Here is a 19,516-nt window from a genome sequence, read left to right on the forward strand (position 1 = left end):
GACCAGCCGGTATGAGCGGCACGTACGTCCTCGTGATCGACGTGAACCGGTCGACGTCCATCCAGGTCGGTGCGATAGGCGAGCGGGAGTTCGCCGCCGGCGCGTACGCGTACGTCGGCAGCGCCTTCGGCCCCGGCGGCTTCAGCCGCGTCGATCGCCACCGCGAACTCGCCGCCGGCGACCGCGAGACCCGTCACTGGCACGTCGATTACCTGCTCGGTCACGCCGCGACGCAACTCGAGACCGCGATCACGTTCCCCAACGCCGATCGGGAGTGTGAACTCGCGGGCTCGCTCCCCGGCGAGTCGGTTCCCGGGTTCGGGGCCTCGGACTGTGAGTGCGAGTCACACCTCCTCGCGGTCCCGAACGCCGAGACCGTTCTCGAGGCGGCGGTCGATGCCGGCGGTGTCGTCGAGTAGCCTCGACCCGCCACCTGAATTATTACGGATGCTTGTGAAACGGTCGCTATGGGTAAGTCAGAACCCGAATCCGAGTCGACGGCCGACGACACACCGGAACTCAGCGACGACGCGATGGGCCGGTTTCCCGTCCCCGCGTTCGACGACCTCCCCGAGGACCTCCGCGAACGGATCGAAGCAGAGACCGACCGCGCCGGGTTCACGCCGAACGTCTTCTCCGCGTTCGCGTACAAACCCTCGCACTTCCGGGCCTTTTTCCAGTATCACGACGCACTCGTCGAGGACACGGCCCTCGAGCGCGAGGAGATCGAGATGATCGTCGTCGCGGTTTCGGGCGTCAATCACTGTTACTACTGCAACGTCGCCCACGGCGCACTCGTACGGATCTACGCCGAGGACCCGACGCTCGCGGATCAGCTGATCGCGAACTACCGAACCGCGGATATCAACGCGGCCCACCGGACGATGCTCGACGTCGCGGTCACGCTCACCGAACGGCCGACCGAGATCGAGGAATCCGACCTCGAGGCGCTGCGGGAGGCCGGCTTCAGCGAGGAGGCGATCTGGGACATCGCAGCCGTGACCGCCTACTACAACATGAGCAATCGGATGGCCACCTTCGCCGAGATGCGGCCCAACGACGAGTTCCACACGCTCGGTCGCGAGTGACGAGTGGGTTCTACCCGGCCCCCGCAGTTCGGGCTTCGGCAGCCGAGCGGCTCGTGACCGATTTCGCTATCGAGTGTCGACGCAAAAACGGATGGACGTGGATCGCCGCCCGCTCGAGGCGAACGACCGTCAGTCGTCGCTCGCCGCGAACGTGGTGGATTCGGCTTCGACGGGCGTCTCGGGTGCGCCCGGCAGTTCGTTGCGGACGTCGTCGCTCCCTTGCTCGGTGATCGCCTCGTAGTAGGCCTCGGGCATGACCTTCACGAAGGCCTCGAGGGCACGCTCCCAGTTCTCGAGCAGGAGTTCGCCCCGCTCGGAGCCGGTGTAGGCGACGTGGTTCTCGACGAGCCGGCGAAGCATCCGCTCGTCTTTCTCCTCGAGTTCGTCGTGGAGCGAGACCATGCCGGTGTTGGCCTTGGCCGCGAACTCGTCGTCGGGGTCGTAGACGTAAGCGACGCCACCGGACATGCCGGCGGCGAAGTTCGTGCCGGTCTCGCCGAGGACGGCGACGACGCCGCCGGTCATGTACTCACAGCCGTGGTCGCCGACGCCCTCGACGACGGCCGTGGCACCGGAGTTGCGCACCGCGAAGCGCTCGCCGGCGACGCCGTTGACGTACAGCTGGCCGTCGGTCGCGCCGTAGAGGGCCACGTTGCCGATCGAGACGTTCTCGGTCGGGTCGTAGGCCGCGGTCTCGGGCGTCCGAATCGTGAGTTTCCCGCCCGACAGGCCCTTGCCGACGTAGTCGTTGGCACTGCCATCGAGGTGCATCGAGACGCCGCTGGCGAGGAACGCGCCGAAGCTCTGTCCGGCGGTCCCCTCGAGGTCGACCGTGATGGTGTCCTCGGGGAGGCCGGGTTCGCCGTAGCGGCTGGTGATGCGGTTCGAGAGCATCGCGCCGACGGTGCGGTCGACGTTGGTGACGTCCGTTTCGAGCGAGACCGGTTCCTGCTCCTCGATGGCGTCGGCCGCAGCCTCGATGAGGTCGCGATCGAGTTGGTCCTCGAGTTCGTGGTCCTGCTCGCGGATCTTGCGGCGGACGTCGCTGCCGGGGTCGGCCAGCACTTCCGAGAGGTCGACGTTGCGGGCCTTCGGGTGGTCGACGTCGGTGCGCTGTTCCAAGACGCCGACCCGGCCGATCATCTCGTCGACGGTCTCGAAGCCGAGTTCGGCCATGATCTCGCGCAGTTCCTGCGCGATGAACGTCATGTAGTTGATGACGTGATCGGGCTCGCCGGGGTAGCGCTTGCGCAGGTCTTCACGCTGGGTGGCGACGCCGACCGGGCAGGTGTTCTTGTGACACTGCCGGGCCATCACGCAGCCGCCGGTGACGAGCGAGGCGGTCCCGAAGATGTACTCTTCGGCACCGAGCAGGGCGGCGACGGCAACGTCGCGCCCGGTCTTCATCCCGCCGTCTGCCGAGACGCGGATGCGGTCGCGGAGGCCGGTCGCACAGAGCATCTGATTCGCTTCGGCGAGGCCCAGTTCCCAGGGGAGACCAGCGCTCTTGATGGAGGTTCGCGGCGAGGCACCGGTCCCGCCGTCGTGGCCCGAGATGTGGACCACGTCGGCGTTTGCCTTCGCGACGCCCGCGGCGACCGTACCGATGCCGGCCTCGGAAACGAGCTTGACGTTGATGTCTGCCTCCTCGTTTGCGGCTTTGAGATCGAAGATCAGCTGCTTCAAGTCCTCGATCGAGTAGATGTCGTGCAGCGGCGGCGGCGAGATGAGCCCCACGCCGGGCGTCGACTTGCGGACGTGGGCGATCATCTCGTTGACCTTCGACCCGGGGAGGTGACCGCCCTCGCCGGGCTTGGATCCCTGCGCCATCTTGATCTGTAGCTCGTCCGCGTTCGAGAGATACGTCGAGGTGACGCCGAAGCGGCCCGACGCCACCTGCTTGACGTTACATTCGCGTTCGGTGTTGAACCGCTCGGGCGGTTCGCCGCCCTCGCCCGAGTTGCTCTTGGCACCGATCCGGTTCATCGCGATCGAGTTGTTCTCGTGGGCCTCCGGCGAGAGCGAGCCAAGCGACATCGCCGCGGTCGAAAAGCGCTCGACGATGTCCTTGATCGGTTCGACCTCCTCGATCGGGACCGGGTCGCGATCGGAGTCGAACTCGAGTAATCCGCGCAGGGTCTGGAGGTTCTGCTGTTGATCGTTTATCTTTGCCGCGAACTCCTGGTATCGCTCGTAGTCGTTCGAGCGGACCGCCTGCTGGAGTGCGCCGACGGTGTCGGGGTTCCACTGGTGGTGGATCCCGCCCGACCGGTATTCGAACTCGCCGTGGCGGTCGAGATCGGATTCCGCGCCGTCGTCGCCGAACGCGGTCGCGTGGCGCTCGCGGAGGTCCTCCTCGATCTCGGCGAGGCCGATCCCCTCGGTTCGGTTTTCGGTCCCCTCGAAGTACTCTTCGACGAGATCCGACTCGAGACCGACGGCCTCGAAGATCTGCGCCCCCTGGTAGCTCTCGACCGTCGAGATCCCCATCTTGGCCATGATCTTCAGGAGGCCGTCCTCGAGCGCGCCGACGTAGGCGTCGATCGCGACCTCGGTGTCGGCACCGTCGGGGCCGGCGGTGATGTCCGCGATCGTCTGGTAGGCCAGGTACGGATTGACCGCGCCCGCGCCGTAGCCGACCAGGGTCGCGAAGTGGTGGACGGTCCGCGGGTCGGCGGACTCGACGACGAGCCCGACGTGGTTGCGCAGCCCGTTGCGGACGAGGTGGTGGTGGACGGCCCCGGTCGCCAGGAGGCTCGGGATCGCGACCCGATCCTCGTCGACGCCGCGGTCCGAGAGGACGATCACGTCGGTGCCCGATTCGATCGCGTCGACGGTGTCCTCGCGGACGCGTTCGATCGCCGCCTCGAGGTCGGTGCCGAGTTCGTCGCTCTCGGGCTCGTAGGTGATGTCGATCGTCGTGGCCGTGATGTCGTTTGCCGAACAGTCACGAACCGACTCGAGTTCGGCGTCGGTCAGGATTGGCGAGTCCAGCACGAGCTGGCGGGCGTGTTCGGGCGACTCGTCGAGTAAGTTGCGCTGGAAGCCCAGTCGCGACTCCATCGAGGTGACCAGTTCCTCGCGGATGTAGTCTAACGGCGGGTTGGTAACCTGTGCGAACAACTGTTTGAAGTAGGAAAACAGCGGGCGGTTGAACTCGGTCAGGACCGACAGCGGCGTGTCGTCGCCCATCGAGCCGACGGGGTCTTTCCCCTTCTGGGTCATCGGCTCGATCAGGTTCTCGAGTTCGTCGTGGGTGTAGCCGAAGGCGGCCTGGTAGTCCCGGAGCCCCGCGACCGCGTTCTGGGGCGCGCGGTCGTTCGTGGTCCGAATGTCGTCGAGGTGGACCTGCTCCTGGTCGACCCACTCGCCGTAGCGGTCGTCCGTGAGGTCGTCGAAGACTTCCTCGTCGGGAATGACCCGTCCCTCGTTGGGATCGGCGAGGAAGAGTTGGCCGGGCTGGAGGCGACCACGTTCCTCGATGGTCTGGGGATCGGTCTCGAGCGCGCCGGCCTCGCTGGCCATGATCAGTCGGTTGTCCGTCGTCACGTCGTACCGGCAGGGACGCAGCCCGTTCCGATCGAGGACGGCACCGACGCGTTCGCCGTCGGTCGCCGCGACGAGTGCGGGCCCGTCCCACGGCTCGACGAGCGAAGCGTGGAAGTCGTACCAGTCCTTGCGGTCGGCGTCCATCGCGTCGTCGCCGCGCCAGGCCTCGGGGACGAGCATTCGGAGCGCGTGCTCGAGGTCCCGCCCGTCCTGCATCAGCAGTTCGAGGGCGTTGTCGACGCTCGCCGTGTCGGACTGCTCGGGGTCGTCGATGATCGGTTTGACCGCCTCGAGGTCGGAGAGGACGTCGCTCTCGATGTCGGTCTCGCGGGCGCGCATCCAGTTGATGTTGCCCTGAATCGTGTTGAACTCGCCGTTGTGGATGATGTTCCGGTAGGGATGAGCCAGATGCCAGGCACCGAGCGTGTTCGTCGAGAACCGCTCGTGGACCATCACGAAGTTCGATGCCATCCGCTCGTCGGTGAGATCGGGGTAGTACGTGGGGACCTGCACGCCCTTCAACAACCCCTTGTAGACGATCGTCTTCGCGTCCAGCGAGACGACGTAGAAGCGCTCTTTGTTCGGGATGTCGGCGTCCTCGACGGCGTTCTCGAGGGCACGTCGAGCGACGTAGAGCCGGCGATCGAAGTCCTCGCCGGAGATGTCGTCCGCGGGCGTGACGACGACCTGGTAGACATCGGGTTCGGAGTCGACGGCCGTCTGCCCGAGGTCGTCGTTGTTCGTCGGAACGTCCCGCCACTCGAGGACGTCGAGATCGTAGGTGTCGAAGGTGTCCTCGACGAGCGAGACGAGGGCGTCGCGTGCCTCGTCGTCCTGTGGGAGGAAAAACGAGCCGACGGCATAGGTGTCGGGAAGGGAGACGTCGAGAACGCTTTCGAAGAACGAATCGGGCGTCTGGAGCATGATCCCCGCTCCGTCGCCGGTGTTTTTCTCCGCACCGGTCGTCCCACGGTGCTCGAGGTTGCGCAGTAGTTCGAGTCCGTCGGCGACGATGTCGTGACCCCCATCCCCATCGAGGTCCATGACGACACCGACACCGCAGTTCGACCGCGCGTCAGCAGGGTCGGCGAGACCCTGTGAACGCTCGGTGGATGACGCTATATGTGGCTGTGACATACACACCCCTAGTGGAAACGACTATAAGAGGCTAATCCATTATGACTAAGCGTATTATTAACACATATATACTAATATAAGGAGTGGTGGAGGTCCTTACCCACTACTATCACGGCTCGACGGCGTCGCCACTCCTCCCGAATTTCAGCCGGAAACGTATCGGTTACGTGGCACTCAAAACCCCGATCCGGAAAGAACGGCTTCCGGCAGCGGGGAATGTCAGAGGCACGTAGTGTTCACCCACCAGAGTGAACACCACATCCATCCAAACACTTTCCGCCCGTAAGGTACCTCGGGTTAAACAATTAGGTTCGAGTGGGAGACACTCACGTAATTTGCCAGTCGATCCGGCTCGAGTCGGGTCCCAACGAAGTCAGGACAGAACTCCCGTAACCGGCTCTTCGATGTGGGGTCGCTATAGTAGCCCCTGCAAATCATTGCACACCTGACCGAACGACGGCGTTGCGATCAGTGTGTCAATCGTTTCAGGGGCTACTAGAGGTCGGTGAGTACGTCAATAGGATTTCGCGAAGTACGCGATCTCGTCGGCAGGATCGCCACAGACGCCACACTCGTCGTGGTCGGGTTCGGGGACCTCCCCCGCCGTCTGCCCGCCCTCGTCGGCCAGGGGTTGCATGACGATCTCGGCGGCGATCTTTTCCTTGATGACCTCCTCGCAGGCCTCGTCGCCACACCACGGCGTCTTCACGTAGCCGCCGTGTTTGCCGATCGTCCCGAGGATCTCCTCGGGGCTGTGGGCTTCCCGGACGTTGTCTTCCAGGTTCTCTTCGGCCGCATCGTAGAGCTTGTCGAAGATCTCCTCGAGGTGCTCGTCGACGGCGTCGACGATGCCGTCGCGGTCCTCGACGGCCTCCTCGTTGTCCGGTCGGTGGACGAGGGTAACTTCCTCGTCGTCGACCTCGTAGGGGCCGATCTCGAGTCGGAGTGGCACGCCGTTGAGTTCGTGTTCGTTGAACTTGAAGCCGGGATTGCGCTCGTCGCGGTCGTCGAGTTCGACGCGGAACCCGGCCGTCTCGAGGTCGTCGGCGATTTCTTCGGAGTACTCGAGGACCTCCTCTTTGGTGTCTTCCTGCCAGATGGGGACGATGACGACCTGCGTGGGCGCGACCGTCGGTGGGAGGACGAGCCCCTGATCGTCGGAGTGGGTCATGATGAGCGCCCCCAGCGCGCGCCAGGAGAGGCCCCACGAGGTGGTGTAGGCCGTCTGTTCGTCCTCGTTCTCGTCGGCGAACGTGATGTCGAACGCCTCGGCGAAGCTCTGACCGAGGTTGTGGCTGGTCGCGCCCTGCACGGACTTCCCGTCGGGCATCAGCGCCTCGACGGTCGTCGTGGTGTCCGCGCCGGGGAACTTGTCGTGTTCGGGCTTCTTACCCCGCAGCACCGGAATCGCCAGCACGTCCTCGTAGACCTTCTCGTACTGGCCCAGTCGAGTCCAGACCTCCTCCCACGCACCCTCGTTGCTCGCGTGGGCGGTGTGACCCTCCTGCCACATGAACTCCTTCGTCCGGAAGAACGGCTTCGTCTCCGTCGCTTCCCAGCGGACGACCGAACACCACTGGTTGAGCCGCATCGGCAGGTCGCGGTGGCTTCGCGTCCAGTCGGCCATGAACGGCGCGATGATCGACTCGCTGGTCGGCCGGACGGCCAGTCGTTCCTCGAGTTCGTCGTGACCGCCCTGGGTCACCCACGCGACCTCGGGATCGAACCCTTCGACGATGTCCTTCTCGCGCTCGAGAAAGCTCTCGGGGATGAACATCGGGAAGTAGACGTTGTCGACGCCGGTGTCTTTGAACCAGCCGTCGAGTGCGTCCTGGATGGCCTCCCAGAGCGCGTAGCCACGCGGTTTCGTGACGATGAACCCACCCATCGGGGCGTAGTCAGCGAGATTCGCCTTCTGGACGACCTCGGCGTACCACTCGCCGGGCTTGTGCGATTTCGACTCGGTGATGCCGAGTTCTTGACTCTCGTCGCTCATTATGTCGACATGCAGGCAGCGCGGGCTTAAACCATGCGAAGGGCGGTTGGGTCCCGACGTACTCGCGTGGCACTAGCCGCGTCGGCCAGGGGCGGACAGCGGGAATAGAGGTGGCCCGTGCCCCGAGCGATGCCCGCTCGAGGGATACAGCAGTGAATTCAAAACCGCACAATAGTTTCCCCCGGTTTTCGCACATTTATACGCGTGAGCGGCGTGTGTACTGTTGATATGAAGGCAATCGAAGTCGACGCCTACGGTGGTAGCGACGAACTCTCGGTCGTCGACGTCCCCACGCCCGAACCGGACGCCGGCGAGGTCCGAATCGACATCGAAGCGGCCGGCATCAACTTCGCGGACATCATGCAACGCGAGGGCCAGTATCCCGACGGCCCCGAGGCACCTTACGTACCCGGCATGGAAGCCGCGGGAACGGTCGACGCGATCGGCGACGGCGTCGACGAGTTCTCGGAAGGCGACCGCGTCGTCGCGATGCTCGACGGCGGCGGCTACGCCGAGTACGTCACCGCCGACGCGGAGTTGCTCTTCCCCGTCCCCGACGCGATGAGTTTCGACGAGGCCGCCGGCTTCCCCGTCCAGTTCCTCACCGCCCACGCCTGTCTCTTCGAGTGGGGCGGCCTCGAGCAGGGCGAATCCGTCCTGATCCAGGCCGCAGCCGGCGGGGTCGGAACCGCCGCCGTCCAGATCGCGTCGAACGCCGGCGCAGAGGTCTTCGGCACCGCGAGCACGCAAGAGAAGCTCGACCTCGCGGCTGAGCTGGGCTGTGACCACCCGATCAACTACACAGAGACGGACTTCCGCGAGGTCGTCGACGAGGAGACCGACGGCCAGGGCGTCGACCTCGTCCTCGAGAGCGTCGGCGACGACGTCTTCGATCGTAGCCTCGACGCAATGGCCCACTTCGGCCGCATGGTCACCTACGGCGTCGCCAGCGGCGTCCCTGCTGAAGTCAGCAACCGACGGCTGCTCTTCGAGAACAAGACCGTCAAAGGGTTCCACCTCGGTCAGGCCTCGTTCCGCGACCCGAGCCGCGTCATGAAGTCCGTCCCCGAACTCACCGAAGGGTTCGCCAGCGGCGATCTCGAGATCATCCTCGGGCAGTCGTTCGACCTCGAGGATGCAGCCGAGGCCCACCAGTACATCGAGGACCGGAAGAGCTCCGGGAAGATCGTCCTGAAGCCGTAACCTGCCGTACTACTCGTCGGAGAGGCCGACGGCAGAAACCGATCAAAACGAGACGTTCCACTCGAGGTCGTGATCGACGAAGTCGGCCTCATCGAGCGGTTCCCCGCCCTCGAACCGGAACTCGCCGACCGCGGTGTTGCCCTCGAGGATCCCCGGCAGCCACAGTCGGTCGTCCTCCCACATCTGGTCGTAGGGCACGTCTTCGACCGAAACCCACTCCGGATGGGCCTCCTCGGACGAGGTCGGTTCGCCGGTAAACGAGCGCGTCCGATAGACGTGACAGAACGTGTGCGTCTCGCCGTCGAGGCGGAACGTGAGTTCGCCCGCCTTCTCGAGGTCCCGGACCTCGAGGCCGACCTCCTCGCGGGTTTCGCGGATGGCACATTCGCGTGGCGTCTCGCCGGGTTCACATTTGCCGCCGGGGCCGTTGTACCAGCCTTCGCCGAGTCCGCGGCGTTTCTCGATCAGGAGGACCTCGGGATCGGGTTCGACGGCCCTCGTAGGGTCGCCCCGAAGCGGGAAACACAGCGTCGCCTCGATCATAGTCAGCAGTTCGTTTGGAGGAGGAAAAACGTGGGTTATTGCTCGAGTCGAACGGGTCCATCCTGGACGCGAGTGGTGACTTCGAAAGAGCGAGTTCGAAGTGTCTCGGGTCGGCTCTCACACTCCGACTGGACTAGCAGACAGGGAAGCTACCTGTTGCGACCGATCGATCAATCGACACGCGGAGGCGCACGCTGTCGGGCGACCGAACGATAGTGAGGGCGGCCGCCGATGCCGTGCGAGGGATGAGCGAGCGGTGCGAGGGGTGAACAACGTGAACCCCTCGAAAGCGAACGGCGACCATCGGGAGCCGTGAGCAGTGAGCGAATCGGTTGGGGAGGGCGTGGCGATCCCCTGTTGCTACGATAGCAGACCACAGTGTGGGTGTCATAGAACGCTTCCCACGGTATTGATTTCAGCCATTGCTACAGTGAACATGCCGATAAGTAAGTGTGCGAACTTATCGAAGACGTCGGATTGTTAGCACAGCCACTATAGGACTGAGGAAGAGAATCAAAGTTCCTCCGATAAGTAACAATTCCATAGGGAGAAGAAAGATCAGCAGCAGCACAAGGTTGCTAAGCAAAAGTGCGATAATCAGATTAAGGCGTAAGATGACCGGTTTATTGTTCATTGTGTGGGGTTTTTAACTATTCCATCATATATCTTGTCTACTAACCACTTGCCCTCTACTGACCGTTCACTCCCCTTCGTAGATCGACCTTCGACTCGTGTCGTAGCCGCGCTCTGTATTCAGTACGGCTGCCAATATCATCGGTGGCTGAGAGAAGTGCCAGGGTTAGATTCGCATATGATATGTACCGCGTGGTTCAGTGTGATATGTCGACAGCGTTTGCTATAGTGCTCTCTCTAACACTCATTCGAGCCTGTATCCTGGCTGTACGGAATTACCACACCCTCCCCAGCCGATTCGCTCACTGCTCACGGCTCCCGATGGTCGCCGTTCGCTTTCGAGGGGTTCACGTCGTTCACCCCTCGCACCGCTCGCTCATCCCTCGCACGGCTTCGGGCCGCGGATCGCTTATGAGCGACCCGCGGCACAGCGCGCGCCACCGCAGCGTTTTCCAGGAACAGCGAGTCACCCGTCGGCGTGCGAAAAGACGAACTCGCGAACCAACTTTCCAGCCAGCGCGGCCGCCTGCCCGTCGTCGCGGTCGTTGACCTCGACCACGTCGAACCCGCTGGCCTGGGGTGCGACCTCACGTACCACGTCGCGGAGTTCGCGGGGCTCGAGTCCGAACGGCTCTTTGGTCCCGGTTCCCGGCGCGTAGCCGGGGTCGGAAGCGTCGATGTCGACGCTCAGGTAGACCTCGCGGTCCGTGAATCGGTCGCCGGGCGTCCACGCACGCACGTCCTCGGGCGGGACGACGGTCACGTCGTCGTCGGCCGCCCGCTCCCACTCGGCTTCGCTGCCGGTGCGAGCACCGAGGACGATCGCCTCCTCGACGGGGTCGACGTCCTCGAGGATCCGCCGGGTGACGGCGGCGTGGGACAGCGCCTCGCCGTCGTAGGCGTCGTACAGATCGAGGTGGGCGTCGGTACAGACGAACACCTCGGGTTCTACCGCGCGGACGCCCGCGAGCGAGACGGTGTGTTCGCCCCCCAGCGTCAGCGGAACGCCGTCGTTCCAGACGACCTCGCGCAGGGTGCTCGTGAGATACTCGAGGTAGGCCTCGACGTCGGTCCACGCGCGAACGTTGCCGTGATCGACGACGCCCAGTTCCGAGAAGTGCTGGTCCGTCCGGTGGTCGTAATCGTCGAACGGTTCGGCAAAAGATCGAATCCGCTGGGGCCCGAATCGGGTCCCCGGCTGAAAGGTCGTCGTTGCGTCCAGGGGCGCACCGACGACCACGAAGTTCGCGCCTCCACGGTCGGCCGTCCGGCCTCGCGCGTCGGTGTCGCCTCCACGGTCGGACTCGCGCCCTCGCGTGTCGGACGGTTCGCGTTCGTCGGTCGCCCCGGGAAACATTAGACGATCTTTCGCTGATCTTCCATCTCGAGGTATTCGATGTTCTCGTCGGGGGAGACGTCGGCGTCCTCGGGGATGCGCATCGTGATGGTCTCGTAGGTCTCGAGGTCCATGACCTGCATGTCGTTGCCGTCGACCGAGACGACCTGTCCCTGTTTGCGCTCGATGATCGGAACCCAGATCTTCGCGTCGACGGGCTGGGAGAGCGATCGCTTCTTGCCGTCGAAGACGCCTTCGGCCTCGACGCGGGCCTTCGCACTGCCGTGTTTGCCCGGTTTGGCCGTCGAGTAGGCGTTGATCTTACAGGGGGTATCGTCGATCATGACGTAGCTCCCTTCCTGGAGTTCGCGAACTTCGGTCTGCTGTTTCGCCATGTCCCGGCGTAATCAACCGACGGCCATAAACCGTTTGGAACGCCGTGGCGACGTGTCACGTCGCCGGGAAACGGCGGACCCGGCTCTCGACGGGAGTCGATCGATCCCGACGGGACGCTCTCGGTCGTTTCACACGCATCGCGAATCGCGACCGGCGAGAGACGGGTGACAAACAGGGCGATTACCAGCCGAATCCGTCGGGGTTCCCAGGGGGATCGAGCGGGCTCTCGGGGACCCCGTCTGCGACGTCGGGATCGTTGTACGCCCGCGGTGCGACGTCGTTTGGGCCGCCGGGGTAGTACAGCGACGCCAGCAGCTGGATCTGCTCCCGGCCGACGCCGAGTTCGAACTGGCCGCCGCCGTACAACTGCACGTCCCGCTCCTCGCAGTAGGCGATCGTCTCGAGCAACGACTCGAGCGAGCCAAAGCGAGACGGTTTGATATTGAGCCAGTCGGGCTCCCAGGGGAGCGCCTCGATGTCTTCGAGACCGTGGATCGGGGCGTCCCAGGAGACGCGAGAGCGGAGAGACTCCGCCTCGAAGAGCGGTCGCGTCTCGTCGGTAAGTGCCGGATCTTCGATGACGGCGTCGGGGAACGCGTCGACGACGAGTTCGTAGAGTGCCGGATCCGCCGGGACGTCGACATCGGTTCCCTCGTACTGTCCTTTCAGATCGAGGATACGGACGGCATCCGTCCCGACCGTCTCGTCGATCGCCGCCACGAGGTCCTCGTCCCACTCCGGGGTGGGGTCGAGTTTGAACTCGAGGCCGGGGACCCGCTCGTGTAACGCCTCGAGCCGGTCGGTCGTCGGCGGGTCCCCGAGGCGGGTGCTGGCGACGAACCGGACGGGGTCGACGGTGCGACCGAGTTCGCTCCCGAGGTCGGTCGCTGCCTGGCGGAGCGCGAGGTCCAGCCCGGCGCTCTCGAGCGCCCAGCGGCGGTAGTTCCGAAACGCCGCTCGATCGGGTTCGCCGCCCGGAAAGAGATCGAGAGCCGCGAGCCGTTCGGAAAAGGAGTCGACGGTGTACTCGCCGGTGAGGTCGGGTAGTCCCGTCTCCGCCAGCCGGTCGTGGTCCTCGGTTTCGTAGGTGACGTCTTCGCCCCGTCCGGTGACTCGCTCGTCGGCCGGTGGTGGGCCCGAGAGCGAAACCGTCGTCGTCACGCGCGTAAACTCGCTCGAGGTCTCCCGTTCCCTGCGGTCGGTCGATACGTCGTCGATCGTCAGCGACAGGTCGGCGAGCCGGTCGTACTCCATAGCTGGTGATCGGGTGCCAGTGAAAAAACGTTTCATACGGTTTGCTGTCCCCATGTCCCGGTGGGACCGCAGGTGTGGTCGCGATTCCACCGGCACTGACGGACGGGAGACCGTATCACTCCTCGCGCCGTCGTTGTCGCAGGTTCTGGCGCGTAAACTGCGGTCGCGCGCCGAGCGATTTGGGTTCGCGGAAGGAGCGATAGAGTTGGACCAGGACGATCACCGAAAAGACCGCGGCGACGATCGATCCTCTGGGAGCCTCGAGGGCGTAGAGGACGCCCATCGAGAACAGCGACATGGTGAGTAGCATGCCGTAGACCAATCGCTTGGCGAGATCCTCGAAGACGTTCTGTTCGTCTTCGACGCCGATCCGGACGTAGAGGTCGTCGCGATCGAGCCGGTCGAGTGCCCGCTCGGCTTTGGGTGCGATCCGGGTCAGCGACTCGCCGGTTCGGCGGAGCTGTTGGCCGGTCTGATCGAGGTATTTTCGGATCGACTCCTCGCGGTACCCCTGTTCGGTCAGGTAATCGGTCGCCGTCGAGATGAAATCGAGGTCCTCGTCGAGAGTGACACAGACCCCTTCGACGACGGTTGCGACCCGAAGGACGAGCGCGAGGTTCTTCGGGAGGCGAAGGGGGAATTCGTAGATCGAGTCCTCGACCTGGCCGACGATCTGGTTGACCCGGTACTGTTCGACGTCCTCGCCGCGGGCGTCTTGGATGGCGATCTCCATCACCTCGGCCATCACTCCTCGATCGGCGTCGGGACTGAGCGTGCCGATCTCGACCAGCGCGTCGAGGATGCCGTCGATGTCCTGATTGGCGACGGCGATGTAGAACTCGACGATCTTCTCCTGGACGAACGAGTCGACCCGCCCCGACATCCCGAAGTCGTAGAAGACGATTTTCCCGTCGTCGGTCACCGCGAGGTTCCCCGGATGCGGATCCGCGTGGAAGACGCCGTCCTCGATGATCATCTGCAGGTACGACCGCTCCAAGTTCTCCGCGATCTCCGTCCGATCGATTCCCTTGCGATCGAGTTCCTCGAGGTCGTTGATCTTCGTCCCCTCGATGTACTCCATCGTGAGCACGCGCGGGCTCGAGTGGCTCTCGATCACGCTGGGGATGCGAAACCGATCGTCGTCCGCGAAGTTCGCCTTGATCTCGGTGAGCATCTCGGCCTCGCGCTCGTAGTCCATCTCCTCGCGGATCGTCTTCGAGAACTCCTCGGCGAGATTCTCGAGGGAAAACGACCGGGCGTCGTCGACGAAGTACAGCAAGATCGGGAGCGACCACTTGATGACCCGCAGGTCGGCCCGGACGAGATCCTCGATCTCGGGCCGGCGGATCTTCACCGCGACGTCACGGCCGGCCTCGTCCGCCGCCGGTTCCCGCGTGCGCTCGGTCGCAGCGTCGAGACGCGCCCGATAGACCTGCCCCAGACTCGCGCCGCTTATCGGGTCGGTATCGAAGGCGGCGAAACGTTCGTCGACGGGACCGAGTTCGTCCTCGAGCACCCGTTTGGCCTCCGACCAGGGAGCTGGCGGCACATCGTCTTGCAACGACGCGAGCACGTCGATGTACGCCGGTGGCAAGACGTCGGGGCGAGTTGACAGCAACTGGCCGAGTTTGATGAACGTCGGACCAAGCGTCAACAGCGACTCGAGCAGTACTTCGGCCCGGTGGCGGTGGGTCTCGGGGTCGACCCGTCGGGGCCGGCCAAAGAGGAGGAACCGCCGTCGGTCGCGGGCGTAGGAGAGCAACAGCGGCAGGAAGTGCCATGCGACGATGACGAATCGCTTGTACGCGCGGAGGGAAGCCAGCCTCGGTCACCCCGTGTTAGGAGTCCTCGTCGACGATATCGATCGTCGTTTCCCCGCTGGCCCCGCGTTTCGGAAGCGTCAACTCGAGGACGCCCCGGTCGACCGTCGCCTCGGCACCTGCGTCGGACGCGTCGTCGGGTAGCGGGAGGTCGACGTCGAAAAACAGCGAGCGGTTCTCCTCGAGGTAGCGGTAGTCGCCGCCGGGCTCTTTCTCCCGGGTGGCATCGATGGAGATCCGCCCGTCCTCGATCGCGAGCTCGAGGGACTCGGCGGAGACGCCGGGCACGTCGAGCACGAGCAGATACGCCTCCTCGCTCTCGAGCAGATCGAAGAAGACGTCCTCCGAGAGGTCCCGCAACGCGTCGCGGAGCGCTGACATGGACACAGGTTCGAACGCCGATACGAAAAACCCCGCGGTCGCGGCGATCCGTCGGCTCCGTGAGTGGGAGTGAGCCGTCACCGATACCATATCCACAGGGGGGTCGCCCCCGTCGACGGTCGGTCGGAGCGGTCCTGGTTCGACATCGGTGGCGATCCAGAGCAGTCCTCTTCCGGTGTACTCATTTATTTGGGGAGTATCGCTCTGTGATATGCCGGATCTCTCAATTGAGGATAACAAACTTGCTAGCGACTCTAACGAGGTTACCTTTGACTACGAGATCGAGGACGTTATCGAATGTGACAGCGTGATCGTCGTTCGCCTCGGTATCCCTCCGGACGAAGCTCACAATCGAAACGTAGTCGGGATCGATAAGACAGGCGCTAGACGGTGGACGATTCCCGAAAGCCCTCTCGGGTCCGTCGAAGACAACCCGTATATGAGTCTCAGTTTACGTGACGGCGAGCTCTGGGTGGGGGACTGGCGAGGATGGACACACCGAGTCGATCCCGAGACCGGTGAACTTCTCGAACGCGAGTTCAGGAAGTAGGGAACAGGTGTGTCGTTCGTTGGTTGGCGAAATCGAAGCAGTGTATTCAACCGTCAGCCAACGGCGACGCGAACCTGCTGACGGCATGTTCTCCGTTCACCACACACTTGACAGGTACCGGGAATAGCGACGGTCACTGCGGTAACTGTGCCTCCTGTAGAACGTTCGTCGGGACGAGAAAGCGGGTGGCTGACAGCCCGACCCACCCACGAATAGCACGATCCGACGACGGGTTCCCCCACGTTTTTGCCCTCCGGCGACTCGAGTCACCGTATGGAAGGAGCCGACCGCGAGCGCACGGAGGCCGGGTTCAAGGTGCGGACGCCGGTCGACGAGGCGCGTCACGTTCTGAGGGAGGCAGTGACGGGGGACGCAGCGGACGCGGACATCCCTTGCGGGACCGAAACCGTCGACGTCGATCGCGCGGACGGCCGCGTCCTCGCCGCCCCGGTCACGTCGGCTCGAGACGTCCCCCACTACCAGCGAGCGGCGATGGACGGCTACGCCGTCCGGGCCGCGGACACGTTCGGGGCCAGCGATCGGTCGCCCGAAGTGTTGCGGATCGCCGAGCCCGCCGCCAACGGCGAGCACGCGACCGCCGACAGTATCGCTCCCGGGACGGCCGCGCGGGTCCACACCGGCAGCGCGCTCCCGGCGGGGGCCGACGCCGTCGTCATGATCGAACGGGTGACCGAACTCGAGTCGGCGGGCGAACTCGAGGTCGAGGACGCCGTCGCAGAGGGGGAAAACGTCGCGCCCGTCGGCGAAGACGTCGAGGAGGGGCAGGCGCTCTACGAGGCGGGCCACCGGCTTCGGCCGTCGGACCTCGGCTTGCTGCGGTCGGCGGGCTACGGCCGCGTCGCGGTCGCCCAGCAGCCGACCGTCGGCGTCGTCCCGACCGGCGAGGAACTCGTCGCGGGGGATCCCGGTCCCGGCGAGGTGATCGAGACGAACGGGCTGACGGTCTCGCGGCTGGCCCAGCGGTGGGGCGCTCGCGCGACCTACCGCGACGTGGTCACCGACGATCCCGAGTCACTGCGCGTGGCGATTCAGCGGGATTTGACGAAGGACGTGGTCGTCACCACCGGCGGCTCCTCGGTCGGCGAACGCGACCTGCTGCCGGAAGTGATCGACGACCTCGGCGAGGTGCTCGTCCACGGCGTCGGGCTCAAACCCGGCCATCCCGTCTGTCTCGGGCTCGTCGAGGACACGCCCGTGCTCGCGCTGCCGGGCTACCCCGTCGCCTGTATCGTCAACGCCGTCCAGTTCCTCCGGCCGGTCCTGCGCTGGCTCGAGGGAACGACCCCCGAACCCCACCCGACGACGCGGGCCCGCCTCGAGCGCAAGCTCCCGAGCGAACCGGGGACCCGGACGTTCGCGCGGGTCCAGCTCGAGCCACGCGATGGCCGGGGGGAAACCGGGGCCGACGGGCCGGCGTACACGGCGATCCCGACGCGTGCGAGCGGCTCGGGCGTGCTCTCGAGCGTCGCGCTGGCGGACGGTTGGGTGGTCGTCGACGACGACCGCGAGGGGATTCCGGCGGGTGAAACGGTTCCCGTCGAGAACTGGGAATACACACCGTAGCGCTGCTGGATCAGTGGCGGCCGACCGGTCGTGACGTCCGGGAGCCGGGGGCGGTCGACCGGATCGGCCGACGCGGGAGCTGTAAGCACTGCATTACGGGAAGCCAGCAGCCGACGAGATGCGGTAGGTGTCCGATACTAAACAGCGGGGACCCCGTCGAGACGGGAGATGGATTCCCCTCCGATTCGCGACGAGACGGTGCTCGTGACCGGCGGTGCGGGGTTTATCGGCAGCCACCTCGTCGATGCCCTCGTTCCCCACAACGAGGTCCGGGTGCTCGATAGCTTCACGACCGGTGACCGAACCCACCTCCCCGACGACGTGACGGTGATCGACGGCGACGTTCGAGACCCCATCGCTCTCCAGCAGTCGGCCCGCGGGGTCGACGTCATCTTCCACCACGCCGCCGTCGTCAGCGTCTCGCGAAGCGTCGACGAACCCCGACAGAGCAATCGCACGAACCTCGAGGCGAGCCTGCTGCTCCTCGAGCAGGCCCGCCAGGAGGACGCGCGGGTCGTCGTCGCCTCGAGCGCAGCCGTGTACGGTCACCCCGAGGAACTCCCGCTCACTGAAACGGCACCGACGAACCCGACCACACCCTACGGCGTCCAGAAGCTCGCGACCGACCAGTACACCCGTCTCTACGAGGACCTGTACGGACTCCCCACCGTCGCACTGCGATACTTCAACGTCTACGGTCCGCGCCAGCAAGGGCCCTACAGCGGCGTCATCTCGACGTTCCTCGAGCAGGCACGGGCGGGCGACCCGATCACCATCGAGGGGGACGGCCAGCAGAGCCGGGACTTCGTCCACGTCAGCGACGTGGTCCGAGCGAACATGCGTGCGGCGACGACCGACGCGGTCGGCGAGGCGTACAACATCGGCACGGGCCAGCGAACGTCGATTCTGACCCTCGCCGAGACGATTCGCTCGGCGACCGGCTCGTCGTCGCCGATCGTCCATCGCGAACCCCGTGCCGGCGACATCAGACACAGCAGTGCGGACACGTCGAAGGCGACGCGCGACCTCGGGTTCACCGCTCGCGTCGGTCTCGAGTCGGGGGTTCGATCGCTGGTCGGTGATCGACGGGAGAGGTCGACCGACGAAACCGCCGGTGCCGGGCTCGAGGAACCCGAAGAACGGTTCGGGTAGTGGCGTAGAAGGCACTGTCACCCGTCGTCGTGTTCGATCGAGGGAGAGTAACGCCAACGTATTTTTACTGGCTAAATCCGGGGCAAATCCGCGCTAGCCGTTCCGAACGTCCGCTCGAGTTTATTCGGTTCCTCGAGCAAAGCGTAGCGGTACCATGTCCGGCACGTGTTCCGCCGTGAGTGACCACGCGCTGGAGTCGCGGTCCGGTTGTCGGTCAGTGTCTGCCGTATGCGGACAGCTCACCGAAAATCCGTCGGTGAAACGGAATGCCGGATCGGCGTGAGATACTGTCTGGAGAGTAACAGAACATGAGGTATAAAAAACGATTTGTAGAGCGCTCACGAGGGTACAGGACATGAACCACGCGTATACGACCGCTCCACAGCCATGAGCATCGGATGGTGGGGTCTCACTCCGACCGAGGCGCTCGAATCGTCGACCGACGGTGTGGTCGCATCCGCGGTTACGGCGAGTTCCCGGTTCGGGTTGGGCTCGGAGGCCCTGCGGCCGCTTCAGGGAGAGGGGAGTGCCCACGTCGCGGCCCTCGCCGGGATGATCGCCCTCGCAGTGCTCGGCGGGCTACTCGTCGCTCGGAATCGATACGAGGAACCGCCCTCGTTCGCGAACCAGAGCGACCATCCCGGCGAGGAGTTCGTGACCGATCGGGAGCGCATTCGGCAACTCCTCAGCGAGAACGGCGGCCGGATGAAGCAATCGAATATCGTTGATTCCGTCGACTGGTCGAAAGCGAAGGTCAGCCGACTGCTCGCCGACCTCGAGGAGGACGACCAGATCACGAAACTTCGACTCGGGCGGGAGAACCTGGTCTGTCTCCCGGGATACGAACCGACGGCTTCGAAATCGCCCGAGCAGGCAAACGACGACTAGCGAACG

15 protein-coding genes are annotated in these 19,516 nt (G+C 64.8%); 7 read left to right on the plus strand and 8 right to left on the minus strand.

The genetic code is table 11. The annotated features are described in order from the left end of the window. Positions 1-11: 11 nt before the first annotated feature. Both J0X27_RS05550 and J0X27_RS05555 read left to right on the plus strand, forming a co-directional pair. The gene (locus J0X27_RS05550; protein WP_207271410.1) at positions 12-419 is read left to right on the plus strand and encodes a GIY-YIG nuclease family protein; all 408 of its coding nucleotides are present in this window, start codon (positions 12-14) and stop codon (positions 417-419) included. 48 nt (positions 420-467) lie between these two features. Beyond that, positions 468-1,088: a peroxidase-related enzyme gene (locus J0X27_RS05555; protein ID WP_207271411.1), complete on the plus strand. Its 621-nt coding sequence runs from the start codon at positions 468-470 to the stop codon at positions 1,086-1,088. A gap of 129 nt (positions 1,089-1,217) precedes the next feature. On the opposite strand, the gene gltB is transcribed toward J0X27_RS05555, so the two are convergent. Beyond that, the gene (gene gltB, locus J0X27_RS05560) at positions 1,218-5,774 is read right to left on the minus strand and encodes a glutamate synthase large subunit (RefSeq protein ID WP_207271412.1); all 4,557 of its coding nucleotides are present in this window, start codon (positions 5,772-5,774) and stop codon (positions 1,218-1,220) included. Between the two features lie 514 nt (positions 5,775-6,288). Then, entirely contained in the window at positions 6,289-7,770 is a 1,482-nt protein-coding gene (proS, locus tag J0X27_RS05565; protein ID WP_207271413.1) for a proline--tRNA ligase, read from the minus strand. Between the two features lie 228 nt (positions 7,771-7,998). Here proS and J0X27_RS05570 point away from each other — a divergent pair, with 228 nt between their 5' ends. After that, the gene (locus tag J0X27_RS05570) at positions 7,999-8,973 is read left to right on the plus strand and encodes a quinone oxidoreductase family protein (RefSeq protein WP_207271414.1); all 975 of its coding nucleotides are present in this window, start codon (positions 7,999-8,001) and stop codon (positions 8,971-8,973) included. A gap of 42 nt (positions 8,974-9,015) precedes the next feature. Here the strand turns inward: J0X27_RS05570 and J0X27_RS05575 are convergent, their stop codons facing one another. From J0X27_RS05575 to J0X27_RS05600, 6 genes are all read right to left on the minus strand, one after another. Next, complete coding sequence (locus J0X27_RS05575) at positions 9,016-9,516, minus strand: 8-oxo-dGTP diphosphatase (RefSeq protein WP_207271415.1); 501 nt, start codon at positions 9,514-9,516, stop codon at positions 9,016-9,018. Positions 9,517-10,615: 1,099 nt separating this feature from the next. Then, complete coding sequence (gene speB, locus J0X27_RS05580) at positions 10,616-11,506, minus strand: agmatinase (protein WP_207271416.1); 891 nt, start codon at positions 11,504-11,506, stop codon at positions 10,616-10,618. After that, positions 11,506-11,880 (minus strand): translation initiation factor IF-5A, encoded by a 375-nt coding sequence (locus J0X27_RS05585; protein WP_097378127.1) that lies wholly within the window; start codon positions 11,878-11,880, stop codon positions 11,506-11,508. The genes speB and J0X27_RS05585 overlap by 1 nt, the downstream gene beginning before the upstream one ends. Before the next feature lie 181 nt (positions 11,881-12,061). Beyond that, positions 12,062-13,135, minus strand: coding sequence for an enolase-like domain-containing protein (locus J0X27_RS05590; protein ID WP_207271417.1), 1,074 nt, complete (start codon positions 13,133-13,135; stop codon positions 12,062-12,064). 115 nt (positions 13,136-13,250) lie between these two features. Then, the gene (locus J0X27_RS05595) at positions 13,251-14,897 is read right to left on the minus strand and encodes an ABC1 kinase family protein (RefSeq protein WP_207271418.1); all 1,647 of its coding nucleotides are present in this window, start codon (positions 14,895-14,897) and stop codon (positions 13,251-13,253) included. Between the two features lie 76 nt (positions 14,898-14,973). Next, complete coding sequence (locus J0X27_RS05600) at positions 14,974-15,336, minus strand: Hsp20/alpha crystallin family protein (protein ID WP_207271419.1); 363 nt, start codon at positions 15,334-15,336, stop codon at positions 14,974-14,976. Between the two features lie 211 nt (positions 15,337-15,547). On the opposite strand from J0X27_RS05600, the gene J0X27_RS05605 reads away from it, so the two are divergent. The 4 genes from J0X27_RS05605 to J0X27_RS05620 all read left to right on the plus strand — a co-directional run bounded on the left by J0X27_RS05605 (position 15,548) and on the right by J0X27_RS05620 (position 19,510). Further along, complete coding sequence (locus J0X27_RS05605; RefSeq protein ID WP_207271420.1) at positions 15,548-15,886, plus strand: DUF7957 family protein; 339 nt, start codon at positions 15,548-15,550, stop codon at positions 15,884-15,886. Positions 15,887-16,159: 273 nt separating this feature from the next. Next, a complete protein-coding gene (locus J0X27_RS05610; RefSeq protein WP_207271421.1) occupies positions 16,160-17,470 on the plus strand; it encodes a molybdopterin molybdotransferase MoeA in 1,311 nt (436 codons plus the stop codon). Positions 17,471-17,638: 168 nt separating this feature from the next. Next, complete coding sequence (locus tag J0X27_RS05615; protein WP_207271422.1) at positions 17,639-18,622, plus strand: NAD-dependent epimerase/dehydratase family protein; 984 nt, start codon at positions 17,639-17,641, stop codon at positions 18,620-18,622. 387 nt (positions 18,623-19,009) lie between these two features. Further along, the gene (locus J0X27_RS05620) at positions 19,010-19,510 is read left to right on the plus strand and encodes a helix-turn-helix transcriptional regulator (protein WP_207271423.1); all 501 of its coding nucleotides are present in this window, start codon (positions 19,010-19,012) and stop codon (positions 19,508-19,510) included. Positions 19,511-19,516 lie beyond the last annotated feature (6 nt).

The organism is Natrinema longum (assembly GCF_017352095.1).
Lineage (GTDB): Archaea > Halobacteriota > Halobacteria > Halobacteriales > Natrialbaceae > Natrinema > Natrinema longum.

Coding starts and splice junctions, on each gene's coding strand:
- J0X27_RS05550 (WP_207271410.1), top strand. CDS start 12: ATGAGCGGCACGTACGTCCTCGTGATCGACGTGAACCGGTCGACGTCC.
- J0X27_RS05555 (WP_207271411.1), top strand. CDS start 468: ATGGGTAAGTCAGAACCCGAATCCGAGTCGACGGCCGACGACACACCG.
- gltB (WP_207271412.1), bottom strand. CDS start 5,774: ATGTCACAGCCACATATAGCGTCATCCACCGAGCGTTCACAGGGTCTC.
- proS (WP_207271413.1), bottom strand. CDS start 7,770: ATGAGCGACGAGAGTCAAGAACTCGGCATCACCGAGTCGAAATCGCAC.
- J0X27_RS05570 (WP_207271414.1), top strand. CDS start 7,999: ATGAAGGCAATCGAAGTCGACGCCTACGGTGGTAGCGACGAACTCTCG.
- J0X27_RS05575 (WP_207271415.1), bottom strand. CDS start 9,516: ATGATCGAGGCGACGCTGTGTTTCCCGCTTCGGGGCGACCCTACGAGG.
- speB (WP_207271416.1), bottom strand. CDS start 11,506: ATGTTTCCCGGGGCGACCGACGAACGCGAACCGTCCGACACGCGAGGG.
- J0X27_RS05585 (WP_097378127.1), bottom strand. CDS start 11,880: ATGGCGAAACAGCAGACCGAAGTTCGCGAACTCCAGGAAGGGAGCTAC.
- J0X27_RS05590 (WP_207271417.1), bottom strand. CDS start 13,135: ATGGAGTACGACCGGCTCGCCGACCTGTCGCTGACGATCGACGACGTA.
- J0X27_RS05600 (WP_207271419.1), bottom strand. CDS start 15,336: ATGTCAGCGCTCCGCGACGCGTTGCGGGACCTCTCGGAGGACGTCTTC.
- J0X27_RS05605 (WP_207271420.1), top strand. CDS start 15,548: ATGCCGGATCTCTCAATTGAGGATAACAAACTTGCTAGCGACTCTAAC.
- J0X27_RS05610 (WP_207271421.1), top strand. CDS start 16,160: ATGGAAGGAGCCGACCGCGAGCGCACGGAGGCCGGGTTCAAGGTGCGG.
- J0X27_RS05615 (WP_207271422.1), top strand. CDS start 17,639: ATGGATTCCCCTCCGATTCGCGACGAGACGGTGCTCGTGACCGGCGGT.
- J0X27_RS05620 (WP_207271423.1), top strand. CDS start 19,010: ATGAGCATCGGATGGTGGGGTCTCACTCCGACCGAGGCGCTCGAATCG.